This window comes from Paraburkholderia dinghuensis, from assembly GCF_003837865.1.
GTDB lineage: Bacteria > Pseudomonadota > Gammaproteobacteria > Burkholderiales > Burkholderiaceae > Paraburkholderia > Paraburkholderia dinghuensis.
This window is the reverse complement of the sequence record NZ_RQIS01000001.1, coordinates 645,126-659,143: the sequence shown is the minus strand read 5'-3', so window position 1 is coordinate 659,143 and position 14,018 is coordinate 645,126. Positions and strand designations below refer to the sequence as shown.

Below are 14,018 nucleotides of genomic sequence, written 5' to 3'. Positions count from 1 at the left end.
GGCGTTGCCAAGGCGCGCCGAGAGGTTCGGCGCGCGCTCCAGCTCGGTCTCGCGGGCGACGTCGTAGACGCGGGCGGTGAGGATTTTCTTCAGGTAATCGTCGTGGGAGGCCATGCTGGAGGGCGCTAGAGCAGTTGATGACGGGAAAACGTCAATCATAGCGCCAATGACTTGGGCACTGGCGTGGGTAAGGGCGGGGCGGAAGCGGGCGCTGGCGGGCTGTGCGCGGACCGGGGCTACGTGAAAACGAAACATGAGCCCGGCGAAGAGGGGCGCGGGGCAAAGGCCCTCGCGGTCGGGAAGACTGGTGATGCCAGGAGGCGACGACCACGGGCTGCGAGGCTGCGCCGACGGTGCGCATTTCCCGACCATTCGGACGGCGAATCAAGGCGCCGGGCGCACGGCGTTCTCCCCGCAACGCCCCAAGGCGACGGGGCAGCGTCCCGATTTTGCGCCCGGCGTCGAGGTCCCGCGTCAGTGCCCTCGTCGTCGCGCGAAAGTGAATTCCGTATGACCCTACGCGCTCTGCGCAGCGCCAGCGCACGGGCGGATCATGCGTTAAAATCCGGTTTTGATAACCAGGATCGGAAGATGCTCTGGCAACCTCGGACAGCCCATTTGATGCCCGTGCGGCGCGAGACCCGCCCCGCGGCGCAGCGGCACGCCCGCCACGCACGATCGTGTCGCGGAGTCTGAGCGCCGGGGAACCGTCGGCGTGAGTCGGCGTGAGTGTTACCGCCTTTCGGCCGCTTGTCCCCATCCCCAGAGTCCGCAACCAGCCGCAGGCGGACAAGATTTCAGAATAGCGCCCCACGCGCCCCGTCGGCATCGGCCAGACGGCCAGCGAGCCGTTTGCGCGGTACTGACCCAAAGAGTCGTCCAACCATGAACGCACCTCAAGTTTTCGATCCTAATGGCGCTGCCGCCGCCGTGGCCGCCGACATCGAACCGCGTCTGCGCGAGATTCCCTATAACTACACGTCCTTTTCGGATCGGGAAATTGTCATCCGTCTGCTGGGCGAGGATGCGTGGGCGGCACTCGCCGAACTGCGGGCAGAGCGCCGTACCGGCCGCTCGGCACGCATGCTCTACGAAGTGCTCGGCGACATCTGGGTCGTGCGCCGCAATCCGTACCTGCAGGACGACCTGCTCGATAATCCGAAGCGCCGCGCGCTCCTGATCGAAGCGCTGAATCACCGGCTCGCCGAAATCGAGAAGCGTCGCCGCGCCGACCTCAGCGCGCACGGCGACGATGCGGCTGTGGATCGCGCGGCCCGCGTCGAAACGCTGGTCGCCGCCGCGCGCCGCGCGATCGATGCGTTCGCGGGCGAGTTCGAGAAAATGGCCGACCTGCGCCGCCGCGCGACGAAGGTGCTCGGCCGCCGCACGCAGAAGGACAACATCCGCTTCGACGGCCTCGCGCGTGTCTCACACGTCACCGACGCCACCGACTGGCGCGTCGAGTATCCGTTCGTCGTGCTCACGCCCGACACCGAAGCCGAGATCGCGGGCCTCGTGAAGGCCTGCTTCGAACTCGGCCTCACGGTGATCCCGCGCGGGGGCGGCACGGGCTACACGGGCGGCGCGGTGCCGCTCACGCCGTTCTCGGCCGTCATCAACACGGAAAAGCTCGAGCAGCTCGGCGCGGTCGAGATGACCGACCTGCCGGGCGTCGATCGCAAAGTGCCGACGATCTTTTCGGGCGCGGGCGTCGTCACGCGCCGCGTGACCGAGGCGGCCGAAGCCGCGGGCTTCGTGTTCGCCGTCGATCCCACGTCGCTCGACGCGTCGTGCATCGGCGGTAACGTCGCGATGAATGCGGGCGGCAAGAAGGCGGTGCTCTGGGGCACGGCGCTCGACAACCTCGCCTGGTGGCGCATGGTCGATCCCGAAGGCAACTGGCTCGAAGTCACGCGCCTCGACCATAACCTCGGAAAGATTCACGACATCCCGGTGGCGCGCTTCGAACTGAAGTGGTTCGACGGCGAGCATGCGCCGGGCGAAAAGCTCTTGCGCACCGAATCGCTCGACATCGAGGGCAAGCGCTTTCGCAAAGAGGGCCTCGGCAAGGACGTCACCGACAAATTCCTCGCAGGTCTCCCCGGCGTGCAGAAGGAAGGCTGCGACGGTCTCATCACGTCCGCGCGCTGGGTGCTGCACAAGATGCCCGCGAATACGCGCACCGTCTGCCTCGAATTCTTCGGCCAGGCGCGCGAGGCGATTCCGAGCATCGTCGAGATCAAGGACTATCTGTTCGAAACGTCGAAGCGGGGTGGCGCGATTCTCGCGGGCCTCGAACACCTCGACGAGCGCTATCTGCGCGCGGTCGGCTATGCGACCAAGAGCAAGCGCAACGCGTTCCCGAAGATGGTGCTGATCGGCGACATCGTCGGCGACGATGCCGATGCCGTGGCCGCAGCCACCTCGGAAGTGATCCGCATGGCCAACGGCAAGAGCGGCGAGGGCTTCGTCGCGATCTCCGCCGAGGCGCGCAAGCGCTTCTGGCTCGACCGCAGCCGCACCGCCGCGATCGCGAAGCACACCAACGCGTTCAAGATCAACGAAGACGTCGTGATCCCGCTCAACCGCATGGGCGAGTACACGGACGGCATCGAGCGCATCAACATCGAGCTGTCGATCAAGAACAAGCTGCAACTCGTCGACGCGCTCGAAGCGTTCTTCAAGGGCGGGAATCTGCCGCTTGGCAAGAGCGACGACGCCAGCGAAATCCCGAGCGCCGAACTGCTCGAAGACCGCGTGCAGCAAGCGCTCGAGCTGCTCAAGCGCGTGCGCGCGCGCTGGGAGTTCCTGCGCGACAAGCTCGATCTGTCGTTGCGCGAGGCGCAGCACTATCTCGTGCAACTCGGTTACGAGGCGCTTGCGGAAAAATTCGCTGACCGCGTCGATGCGCAACCCGGCGCGAACGTATTCCATATCACGCAGGACCGCACGGTGCGCGTGTCGTGGAAGACGGAGATCCGCGCTGAACTGCGCCAGATTTTCAATGGCGGCGAGTTCAAGCCGATCCTCGACGAAGCCCAGGCGATCCACAAGAAGGTGCTGCGCGGACGCGTGTTCGTCGCGCTTCACATGCACGCCGGCGACGGCAATGTTCACACGAACATCCCGGTCAACTCGGACAACTACGAGATGCTGCAGGACGCCCACGCGGCAGTCGCGCGCATCATGAAGCTCGCGCGTTCGCTCGACGGCGTGATCTCGGGCGAGCACGGCATCGGCATCACGAAGCTCGAATTCCTCACGGAAGAGGAGATGGCCGACTTCCGCGCCTACAAGAAGCGCGTCGATCCGCAGGGCCGCTTCAACGCGGGCAAGCTGCTCGACGGCGCCGATCTGCGCAACGCCTATACGCCGTCGTTCGGTCTGATGGGCTACGAATCGCTGATCATGCAGCAGTCCGATATCGGTGCGATCGCCGAATCGGTGAAGGACTGCCTGCGCTGCGGCAAGTGCAAGCCCGTGTGCGCGACCCACGTGCCGCGCGCGAACCTGCTTTACAGCCCGCGCAACAAGATCCTCGCGACGTCGCTGCTCGTCGAGGCGTTCCTGTACGAAGAGCAGACGCGCCGCGGTGTGTCGATCAAGCACTGGGACGAGTTCAACGACGTCGCCGACCATTGCACGGTCTGCCACAAGTGCGTGACGCCGTGCCCGGTCAAGATCGACTTCGGCGACGTGACGATGAACATGCGCAACCTGCTGCGCAAGATGGGTAAGAAGAAGTTCAATGCGGGCAACGCGGCGGGCATGTTCTTCCTCAACGCGACGAATCCGCAGACCATCAATCTCGTGCGCACGGCGATGATGGGCGTGGGCTACAAGGCGCAGCGCCTTGGCAATGACTTGCTGAAGAAGGTCGCGAAGAAGACGACGGCCCGTCCGCCCGCGACGACGGGCAAGCCGCCCGTGGTCGAGCAGGTGATCCACTTCGTCAACAAGAAGATGCCGGGCAACCTGCCGAACAAGACGGCGCGCGCGCTGCTCGACATCGAGGACAACAAGATCGTGCCGATCATCCGCAATCCGAAGACGACGAACGTCGATTCGGAGGCGGTGTTCTACTTCCCCGGCTGCGGCTCCGAGCGCCTGTTCTCGCAGGTCGGCCTCGCGACGCAGGCGATGCTGTGGGAGGCGGGCGTGCAGACCGTGCTGCCGCCGGGCTACCTGTGCTGCGGTTATCCGCAGCGCGGCTCGGGTCAGTACGACAAGGCCGAGAAGATGGTCACGGATAACCGCGTGCTGTTCCACCGCGTCGCGAACACGCTGAACTACCTCGACATCAAGACCGTGGTGGTGTCGTGCGGCACGTGCTACGACCAGCTCGCCGGTTACGAATTCGACAAGATCTTCCCGGGTTGCCGCATCATCGACATCCACGAGTTCCTGCTGGAGAAGGGCATCAAGCTCGACGGCGTGAAGGGCACGCGCTACATGTACCACGACCCGTGCCACACGCCGATCAAGACGATGGACTCGATGAAACTCGTCAACGAGCTGATGGGCGCTGAAAAGGACGGCTACCGGATCGAGAAGAACGACCGCTGCTGCGGCGAATCCGGCACGCTGGCCGTGACGCGTCCGGACATCTCGACGCAGGTGCGCTTCCGCAAGGAAGAGGAAATCCGCAAGGGTGCGGCGAAGTTGCGCGGCATTCCACTCGTCGGCAACGGCGCGAACGGTGTGCAGCCCGCGACGCGGGAGGAGGCGGGCGGTGTCGGCACCGATCAGGAGGTCAAGATCCTGACGAGCTGCCCGTCGTGCCTCCAGGGGTTGAAGCGCTACAACGAAGACGCCAATATCGACGCGGACTACATCGTCATCGAAATGGCCCGCCACATTCTTGGCGAAAACTGGATGGCGGACTACGTTCAGAAGGCGAACAATGGCGGAATCGAGCGCGTGCTGGTCTAATGGCGGCGCAACACGATTTTCGTGATACCAGTTCGGGGGAACGACGATGGCATGCGTATTCTGCAGTGAGGATGGCGGCGACGTGCTGTGGCAGGACGAGCGCATGCGCGTCGTGCTGGCGCCGTCGGAGGCCGATTATCCGGGCTTCTGCCGGGTGATCTGGAATACGCACGTCGCGGAGTTCTCCGATCTGGCCGATTCGGACCGGGAACACCTGATGCGGGCGGTCTATGCGGTCGAGCGTGCGGTGCGCCGCGTGATGCATCCGTCGAAGGTGAACCTGGCGAGCCTCGGCAACCAGGTGCCGCACGTGCACTGGCATGTCATTCCGCGCTTCACGAACGACGCGCACTTCCCGCTTCCCGTGTGGGCGCCGCGTCAGCGGACGGTCTCCGAGGCGATGCTAGGCCAGCGCCGCGCCCAGGCCACGCTGCTGCGCGACGCAGTGCGTCACGAAATAGAACAGGCTCTCGCCTGAGCGTAACAGGCCGGCTGGCGCCCGAAGCGGGGCTCGCGCGGCTCGCCAACCGGGCGCACTAGCCCGAGGACGATCATGACTGGACTGAAATCCGATACACCGGTGCCGACTGGCGTCGTGGTGCACGCGCTCTCGCGCGTCCTGGAACTGCAATACGCGAACGGCGAGAGCTACCGCATCCCGTTCGAGCTGATGCGCGTGTATTCGCCGTCGGCGGAGGTGCGCGGCCACGGTCCCGGGCAGGAGACCCTGCAGACCGGCAAGCGCGAGGTCACCATCACGGCGCTCGAGGGCGTCGGCCACTACGCGCTGCAACCGACCTTCTCGGACGGCCACAACAGCGGCATCTACTCCTGGGATCAACTTTACGAACTCGCTACGCACCAGGACGAACTCTGGGCCGCCTATTTCGAGCAATTGAAGGCAGCGGGTGTTGATCGCGATGCGCCTATGACGCCGCCGCCTGCTGCGCACGGCCACTGCCACTAAGGCTTCCTGTTACGATCCTGCCCCGTCGCCAGTGCGTTAGACGCCGCGGCGAGTATCCTCAATACAAGACCCCCCGCGAAAGGACCAGCGCGATGAGCAAAACCCACTTCGGCTATCAGACAGTTGAGGAACAGGAAAAGGCGAAGAAGGTGGCCGGCGTGTTCCACTCGGTTGCCTCTAACTACGACCTGATGAACGATCTGATGTCAGGCGGGATGCACCGCGCCTGGAAGGCTTTCACGATCGCACAGGCGAACGTGCGGCCCGGCGCGAAGGTGCTCGACATCGCCGGCGGGACCGGCGATCTCTCGATGGCGTTCGCGAAGAAGGCGGGTCCCAAGGGCGAGGTCTGGCACACAGACATCAACGAGTCGATGCTGCGCGTGGGCCGCGACCGGCTGCTCGACCACGGCGTCATCACCCCCGCGCTGCTCTGCGACGCCGAGAAAATCCCCTTTCCGGACAACTACTTCGACGTGGTGACCGTGGCCTTCGGCTTGCGCAACATGACCCACAAGGACGCCGCGCTCGCCGAGATGCGGCGCGTGGTCAAGCCTGCCGGCCGCGTAATGGTGCTGGAGTTCTCGAAGGTGTGGGAGCCCCTGAAAAAAGCCTACGATGTTTATTCGTTCAAAGTGCTGCCGTGGCTCGGCGCGCGCTTTGCCGACGACGCCGAAAGCTATCGCTATCTGGCCGAATCGATCCGGATGCACCCGGACCAGGAAACCCTGAAGACGATGATGGAGCAAGTTGGTCTCGAAGCTGTCAAATATTACAATTTGTCAGCTGGCGTGGTAGCCTTGCATGTCGGCACTAAGTATTAGTGCGCATAACGCGCTGTCTTTAAAGGAAATTTGCCCATGTCTGAGCCCCGCGTCAATACTTGCAAAAAGCTTTCAATGCAGTGGGCCAGACGAATTGGGACGGTGGCCGTGATCGGCGCGCTGGTCGCTGGCAGCTTCGCGTCGCTCGACGCAGAAGCCCGGCGCCTCGGCGGCAGCCGCAGCTTCGGCAGACAGTCGTCGACGGCCACGCAGCGCAGCACGACTCCGCCGCCCGCGCAGCCGAACGCCACCCCGAACTCCAGCCAGCAGGCAGCACCGGCCCAGGGTGCCCGGCCTGCAACGCCTACGCCGGCAACCGCCGCGCCCAACCGCAACCGCTGGCTCGCGCCGATCGCGGGTCTCGCGGCCGGTCTCGGCATCGCAGCGCTGCTTTCTCACTTCGGTCTTGGCGAAGCGTTCGCGGGCATGTTGGCGAACGTCATCGTCATTGCGCTGATCGCGTTCGTCGTCATCTGGCTGATCCGCAAGTTCACGAACCGTCGGCGCGTAGTCGAGCCCGCGTACCAGACGGGTGGGGGCCTGCCGCCGTCAGGCGGTGTGCGGCAGGTCGGCGGGTTTCCGCAAGAGCCGCGCTTCACGGCGCCGCCGACTGGCCAGTACCTCGCGCCCGAAGCCAATCCGCTCTCCACACCGCTCATCGCCTCGGCGGCGTCTGTCCCCGAGGGCTTCGACACTGAAGCGTTCCTGCGCAACGCGAAGGTCTACTTCGTGCGCCTGCAGGCCGCATGGGACGCGGGCAACATGGACGATATCCGCGAATTCACGACACCCGAAATGTTCGCGGAAATTCGCATGGATCTCGCGGACCGCGGCGCCGAACCGAACCAGACCGATGTCGTGCAACTCAACGCCGATCTGCTTGACGTGGCGGACCGCGGCAGTGAGTACCTCGCAAGCGTGCGCTTCAACGGCCTGATCCGCGAAACGTCGGGCGCCGCAGCAGAGCCGTTTGCGGAGATCTGGAATCTCTCGAAGTCGCGCCGGACTGGCGAGGGCTGGCTGCTCGCGGGTATCCAGCAGGTCGAGTCTCACTGAATTCACTGAGTCCGGTACCGGGCCTGGATTGCGCCCACGCCCCCTGTTGATCTGCGTCATGACACGGGGTCGTCACGGTGACGGTCTCATCTTTAGCCGTTCGGCCAGGCTGGCTGGTGCCGCGATCGGGCCTTGCGAACGCTACAATAGGAACCCGCGCGAGCTTCTGCCCGCGCGGGTTTTCTTATTCCATGCCCGATGACTCTCGCCGCCAAGCCCTTCGCTGCCGCCGTCAACCACCTGCTCGCCCGCGAATCGTGGGCCCGTGAACGCCTCGCTCCTTATGCGGGCAAGACTGCGCGTCTTTCGAGCCCGCCGATGGTGCTCACGCTGCTCGTCCAGCCCGACGGCTATCTGACCGCAGTGGACGAACATGACGCGCAGCACGCGGACGTCGCGCTTTCGCTGCCCATGGGCGCGCTCTCGTCGTTCGTTCAGGGCGGCCAGGCCGGCGTGATGAAGCACGTCAAGATCGAGGGCGACGCGGAGTTCGCGCAGATCATCGGCAAGCTGGCCGAGCATCTGCGCTGGGAGCCGGAGGAGGACATCGCGAAGCTGATCGGCGACGCAGGCGCGTCGCGCATCGCGTCGCTTGCGCGCACCGCGCATGAGCATGCGTGGCGCACCGGCCGCAACCTCCTCGGATCGGTGACCGAATATCTGCTCGACGAGAATCCGCAACTCGTGCGGCACGCCGAGCTGGACGGCTTCAACACCGAACTTTCCCGCGCGCGCGATGCGCTGGCGCGCGTGGAGAAGCGCATTGAGCGCCTCGAACAAAAAACGGCCTCCGGCAGCCGGGTTACGCCCGTCACACCGTTGCGTGGCCCGCGCCCGACAACAGGCCTCTAAAACATGCGCATCCTGCGGTTTCTGAAGATTTTCTTTACCGTTATCCGGTTCGGCCTCGACGAAATGATGCTGAGCCGGATAAATGACCGGCGCGTGCGGCTCCTCTTGCGCATCACCACGATCGGCCGCCGCTTCGATCAGCCGCCCGGCGTGCGGCTGCGCCTCGCGCTGGAAAGCCTCGGTCCGATTTTCGTGAAGTTCGGCCAGGTACTCTCCACGCGCAGCGATCTGTTGCCGCCCGACATCGCGAGCGAACTCGCCCGATTGCAGGACCAGGTGCCGCCGTTCGAATCGAGTGTGGCGATTGCCATCATCGAAAAGGCGCTAGGTGCGCCCGTGGATGCGCTCTTCGACGACTTCGAGCGTGTGCCTGTGGCGAGCGCGTCGATCGCCCAGGTGCACTTCGCCAAGGTGAAGTCGGGACAGCACATCGGCAAGGCGGTCGCGGTGAAGGTGCTGCGGCCGAACATGCGTCCTGTGATCGATTCCGATCTCGCACTGCTGCGCGACCTCGCCGTGTGGGCCGAGCGGCTCTGGGCGGACGGCAAGCGCCTGAAGCCGCGCGAAGTGGTCGCCGAATTCGACAAGTACCTGCACGACGAGCTCGACCTCATGCGCGAGGCCGCCAATGCTAGCCAGCTGCGGCGCAACTTCGCGGGCCTCGACCTGTTGCTCGTGCCAGAGATGTACTGGGAGTTCAGCACGTCCAACGTGCTTGTGATGGAGCGCATGGTCGGCGTCCCGATCAGCCGCGTGGACAAGCTGCGCGCGGCGGGCGTCGATATCCCGAAGCTCGCGCGCGAGGGCGTCGAGATTTTCTTCACGCAGGTGTTCCGCGACGGCTTTTTCCACGCCGACATGCACCCCGGCAATATCCAGGTGAGTCTGGATCCGGCGCACTTCGGGCGCTATATCGCGCTCGACTTCGGCATCGTCGGGGCACTCTCCGACTTCGACAAGAACTACCTCGCGCAGAACTTCCTCGCGTTTTTCAAGCGCGACTATCACCGCGTCGCGACGCTGCACATCGAGTCGGGCTGGGTGCCGCAGAATACGCGCGTAGAAGAGCTTGAGAGCGCGATTCGCGCCGTCTGCGAGCCGTACTTCGACCGCGCGCTCAAGGACATCTCGCTAGGCCAGGTGCTGCTGCGCCTTTTCCAGACCTCGCGCCGCTTCAACGTCGAAATCCAGCCACAGCTCGTGCTTCTGCAGAAGACGATGCTGAACGTCGAGGGGCTTGGCCGGTCGCTCGATCCGGAACTCGATCTCTGGAAGACGGCAAAGCCGTATCTCGAACGCTGGATGACCGAGCAGATCGGTCTGCGCGGCTGGTACGAGCGCTTCAAGATCGAAGCGCCCCAATGGAGCAAGACGCTGCCGCAACTGCCGCGCCTTGTGCATCAGGTGCTGATGCATCGGCAGGAAGGCGCGCATCTCGCCAGCGACGAGACGATCCGCGCCATGCTCGCCGAACAAAGGCGCACGAACCGCCTGTTGCAGGGCGTGCTGGTGTTTGGCATAGCGGTGGGCGTCGGCATGGTGGCGGCGCGGGTGTGGATCGCGTTTGCGGCGGGCGGTTGAGTTTTCAGCGCCGCGGCTGACCGATAGGAGACAGAGATGAACGAACCGACGCGTCCCACGCAGCCGCCGGGTGTCCCCGAATTCGAAACCCGCGACCCGGCCGAGGCGTCGTTCTGGGACGAGCGCTTTACCCGGGGCTTTACGCCGTGGGACCAGGCGGGCGTCCAGCCGCAGTTCGAGGCGTTCGCTATCGCACACCCCGATCTGGCCGTGCTGATTCCCGGTTGCGGCAACGCGTGGGAGGCGGGCTGGCTCGCCGGGCACAACCGCACCGTGCGTGCCATCGACTTCGCACCTGCGGCGGTCGCGAGCGCGCGTGCGGCGCTCGGCAAGCACGCGGCGGTGGTCGAGCAGGCCGACTTCTTTGCGTACGAGCCGCCATTCGCGCCGGGCTGGGTGTTCGAGCGTGCGTTTCTGTGCGCGCTGCCTCTGGCGCAACGCGCCCGCTACGCGCAACGCATGGCGGCGCTGCTGAAGCCCGGTGCACTGCTCGCGGGCTACTTTTTCATCGGCGAGCCGCAGAAGGGCCCGCCGTTCCCGATAAGCCGCGACGAACTCGACGCGCTGCTCACACCGTACTTCACCCTCCTTGTCGAGCAGCCCGGGATCGGCTCGCTGCCGGTGTTCGAGGGCCGCGAGCGCTGGATGGTCTGGTGTCGCAACGACGCAGCCTCGCCGGCCACTTGATCGGCTGCCGGGTCGCCCCAATCTCTGAAAAATCGGCTGCAACCCGTTGTCGCCCGGCAAATGCCAGGGCGACGGGTCGTTTGCGGCTATAATTCAAGGCTTTGCAAGCTTTTACCCGATTTTCACCAGGACAGAGATCATGCCGATCTACGCTTATCGCTGCGAGTCGTGCGGCTTCGAGAAGGATGTGCTGCAAAAGATCAGCGATGCGCCCCTGACGCAGTGTCCGAGTTGCGGCGCGGATGCCTTCCGCAAGCAGGTGACCGCCGCTGGTTTTCAGTTGAAGGGGTCGGGTTGGTATGTGACCGACTTCCGCGGTGGCAATAGTGGTGGCAACGGCGCCAGCACGAGCGCGGCTGCGACTGACGCGAAGGCGGCGGACGGATCGGCGTCGGCGTCATCGTCCGAAGCCAGCAAGCCGGCTGGCGAGAGCGCCGCTGCGAGCACCTCAGCAAGCGCGAGCACGACGCCCAGCACGGCGGGCGCTACCTGAGAACCCGCGGCCCGGTTGTTGCACGCCGGACCGCACGCTGCGCTGACACAGCGCGGTCCGCATGGCGGTTGAGATGACGACGAAGAAAGCGACCCTCAAAGCTGTATTCCTGACTGGCCTGCTGGTGCTGGTTCCGCTCGGCATTACGCTTTGGGTGCTGAACCTCATCATCGGCACGATGGATGAGACGCTGCTTCTGTTGCCGGAATCGTGGCAGCCCCGACATTTCGGCATGCGTCTGCCGGGTCTCGGCGCGCTGCTCACGCTCGCGTTTGTCTTCGCGGTCGGTCTGTTTACGCAGAACTTCATCGGTCAGAAGCTCGTCAGTTGGTGGAATGCACTCGTGCGACGCATTCCGCTCGTGGGTCCGCTGTACAGTAGCGTCCAGCAGGTATCCGATACACTGCTTTCGAGCAACGGCAACGCGTTCCGCAAGGCCCTTCTGATCGAATACCCGCGCCGGGGCTCGTGGACGATTGCGTTCCTGACCGGCGCTCCGGGTGGTGATGTGGTGAACCATCTTCAGGGAGAGCACGTCAGCGTTTATGTGCCGACTACGCCGAATCCCACGTCGGGTTTCTTCCTGATAGTGCCGAAAAGCGAGGTGATCGAGCTCGATATGAGCGTCGACGTCGCGCTCAAGTATATTGTTTCGATGGGCGTCGTCGCCCCGGCCGCGCCTTCGCGCCGCCCCATCGATCCTCCGCTGTAACACCGGGCGCCGCGCCGCGCGCGGCCCGCTCGTTCAATTCATGCATAACGAAAGACGAACATCATGTCGATGAGATCTGAATACTGCGGTCTGGTGACCGAACAGCTGCTGGGCCAAACTATTTCGCTGTGCGGATGGGTGCAGCGTCGCCGCGACCACGGTGGCGTTATCTTCATCGACCTGCGCGATCGCGAGGGTCTCGTTCAGGTCGTCTGCGACCCGGATCGCGCCGAGATGTTCAAGGTGGCCGAAGGCGTGCGTAACGAATTCTGTGTCCAGGTGAAGGGCCTCGTGCGCAACCGCCCGGAAGGCACCATCAACGCGAACCTCACGAGCGGCAAGATCGAAGTGCTGTGCCATGAACTCGTGGTGCTGAACGCATCGGTGACGCCCCCGTTCCAGCTCGACGACGACAACCTCTCGGAAACCACGCGCCTCACGCATCGCGTGCTGGACCTGCGCCGTCCGCAGATGCAGCACAACCTGCGTCTGCGCTATCGCGTGGCGATGGAAGTGCGCAAGTACCTCGACGGGCTCGGCTTCATCGACATCGAAACGCCGATGCTCACGAAGAGCACGCCGGAAGGCGCGCGCGACTACCTCGTGCCGTCGCGTGTGAATGCGGGCCAGTTCTTCGCGCTGCCGCAGTCGCCGCAGCTCTTCAAGCAGTTGCTGATGGTGGCGAACTTCGATCGCTACTACCAGATCGTCAAGTGCTTCCGCGACGAAGACCTGCGTGCCGACCGTCAACCGGAATTCACGCAGATCGACTGCGAAACGTCGTTCCTCGGCGAGCAGGAAATCCGCGATCTGTTCGAGGACATGGCGCGTCACGTGTTCAAGGAAACCATCGGCGTCGAACTCGATGCGAAGTTCCCGGTGATGCCGTACTCGGAAGCCATGAGCCGCTTCGGTTCGGACAAGCCGGACCTGCGCGTGAAGCTCGAGTTCACCGAACTGACCGATGCTGTGAAGGACGTCGACTTCAAGGTGTTCAGCGCACCGGCCAACGCGAAGGATGGCCGCGTCGCGGCGCTGCGCGTGCCGAAGGGCGGCGAGCTTTCGCGCGGCGACATCGACGGCTACACGGAATTCGTGCGCATCTACGGCGCGAAGGGTCTCGCGTGGATCAAGGTCAACGAAGTCGCGAAGGGCCGTGACGGTCTGCAAAGCCCGATCGTCAAGAACCTGCACGACGCAGCGATCGCCGCGATCCTCGAGCGCACGGGCGCGCAGGACGGCGACATCATTTTCTTCGCGGCCGACCGCGCGAAGATCGTGAACGACAGCCTCGGCGCGCTGCGCCTGAAGGTCGGCCACTCGGAGTTCGGCAAGGTCAATGGCCTCGTCGAGACCGGCTGGCGTCCGCTGTGGGTTATCGACTTCCCGATGTTCGAGTACGACGAGGAAGAGAACCGCTACGTGGCCGCGCACCACCCGTTCACGAGCCCGAAGGACGAGCACCTGGAGTACCTCGAAACGGATCCGGGCCGCTGCCTCGCGAAGGCCTACGACATGGTGCTGAACGGCTGGGAAATCGGCGGTGGTTCGGTGCGTATCTATCGCGAGGAAGTGCAGAGCAAGGTGTTCCGCGCGCTCAAGATCAACGCGGAAGAAGCACGCGCGAAGTTCGGCTTCCTGCTCGACGCGCTGCAGTACGGCGCGCCGCCGCACGGTGGCATCGCATTCGGCCTCGACCGCATCGTCACGATGATGGCCGGCGCCGACTCGATCCGCGACGTGATCGCGTTCCCGAAGACGCAACGCGCCCAGTGTCTGCTTACGCAGGCACCGAGCCCGGTCGACGAGAAGCAACTGCGCGAACTGCATATCCGTCTGCGTCAGCCCGAGCAGAAGGCCGCGCAGTAACGTGCACTAAGCGCGTCCGGCGGTGGGCTCCAAAGCGGGCCGCCG

11 protein-coding genes are annotated in these 14,018 nt (G+C 64.6%); all 11 read left to right on the top strand.

The window, feature by feature from the left end; genetic code table 11:
* Positions 1–885: 885 nt before the first annotated feature.
* The 11 genes from D1Y85_RS02960 (at position 886) to aspS (ending at position 13,973) form a co-directional block, all read left to right on the top strand.
* Positions 886–4,932, top strand: a complete 4,047-nt coding sequence (locus tag D1Y85_RS02960; protein ID WP_124149502.1) for an FAD/FMN-binding oxidoreductase — start codon at positions 886–888, stop codon at positions 4,930–4,932.
* Between the two features lie 46 nt (positions 4,933–4,978).
* A complete protein-coding gene (locus tag D1Y85_RS02955; protein ID WP_124149501.1) occupies positions 4,979–5,410 on the top strand; it encodes an HIT family protein in 432 nt (143 codons plus the stop codon).
* Between the two features lie 75 nt (positions 5,411–5,485).
* Positions 5,486–5,899, top strand: a complete 414-nt coding sequence (locus D1Y85_RS02950; protein ID WP_124149500.1) for a gamma-butyrobetaine hydroxylase family protein — start codon at positions 5,486–5,488, stop codon at positions 5,897–5,899.
* A gap of 92 nt (positions 5,900–5,991) precedes the next feature.
* The gene (ubiE, locus tag D1Y85_RS02945; RefSeq protein WP_124149499.1) at positions 5,992–6,723 is read left to right on the top strand and encodes a bifunctional demethylmenaquinone methyltransferase/2-methoxy-6-polyprenyl-1,4-benzoquinol methylase UbiE; all 732 of its coding nucleotides are present in this window, start codon (positions 5,992–5,994) and stop codon (positions 6,721–6,723) included.
* 36 nt (positions 6,724–6,759) lie between these two features.
* Positions 6,760–7,779 (top strand): Tim44 domain-containing protein, encoded by a 1,020-nt coding sequence (locus D1Y85_RS02940; protein WP_124149498.1) that lies wholly within the window; start codon positions 6,760–6,762, stop codon positions 7,777–7,779.
* A gap of 198 nt (positions 7,780–7,977) precedes the next feature.
* On the top strand, positions 7,978–8,631 hold the full coding sequence (locus D1Y85_RS02935) for a ubiquinone biosynthesis accessory factor UbiJ (RefSeq protein WP_124149497.1): 654 nt from the start codon (positions 7,978–7,980) through the stop codon (positions 8,629–8,631).
* Between the two features lie 3 nt (positions 8,632–8,634).
* Positions 8,635–10,212, top strand: coding sequence for a ubiquinone biosynthesis regulatory protein kinase UbiB (gene ubiB / locus D1Y85_RS02930; protein ID WP_124149496.1), 1,578 nt, complete (start codon positions 8,635–8,637; stop codon positions 10,210–10,212).
* 36 nt (positions 10,213–10,248) lie between these two features.
* Complete coding sequence (locus D1Y85_RS02925; RefSeq protein WP_124149495.1) at positions 10,249–10,899, top strand: methyltransferase domain-containing protein; 651 nt, start codon at positions 10,249–10,251, stop codon at positions 10,897–10,899.
* A gap of 139 nt (positions 10,900–11,038) precedes the next feature.
* Positions 11,039–11,392 (top strand): FmdB family zinc ribbon protein, encoded by a 354-nt coding sequence (locus D1Y85_RS02920; RefSeq protein WP_124149494.1) that lies wholly within the window; start codon positions 11,039–11,041, stop codon positions 11,390–11,392.
* A gap of 73 nt (positions 11,393–11,465) precedes the next feature.
* Entirely contained in the window at positions 11,466–12,104 is a 639-nt protein-coding gene (locus tag D1Y85_RS02915) for a DUF502 domain-containing protein (protein ID WP_124149493.1), read from the top strand.
* 63 nt (positions 12,105–12,167) lie between these two features.
* Positions 12,168–13,973 (top strand): aspartate--tRNA ligase, encoded by a 1,806-nt coding sequence (gene aspS, locus D1Y85_RS02910; RefSeq protein ID WP_124149492.1) that lies wholly within the window; start codon positions 12,168–12,170, stop codon positions 13,971–13,973.
* Positions 13,974–14,018 lie beyond the last annotated feature (45 nt).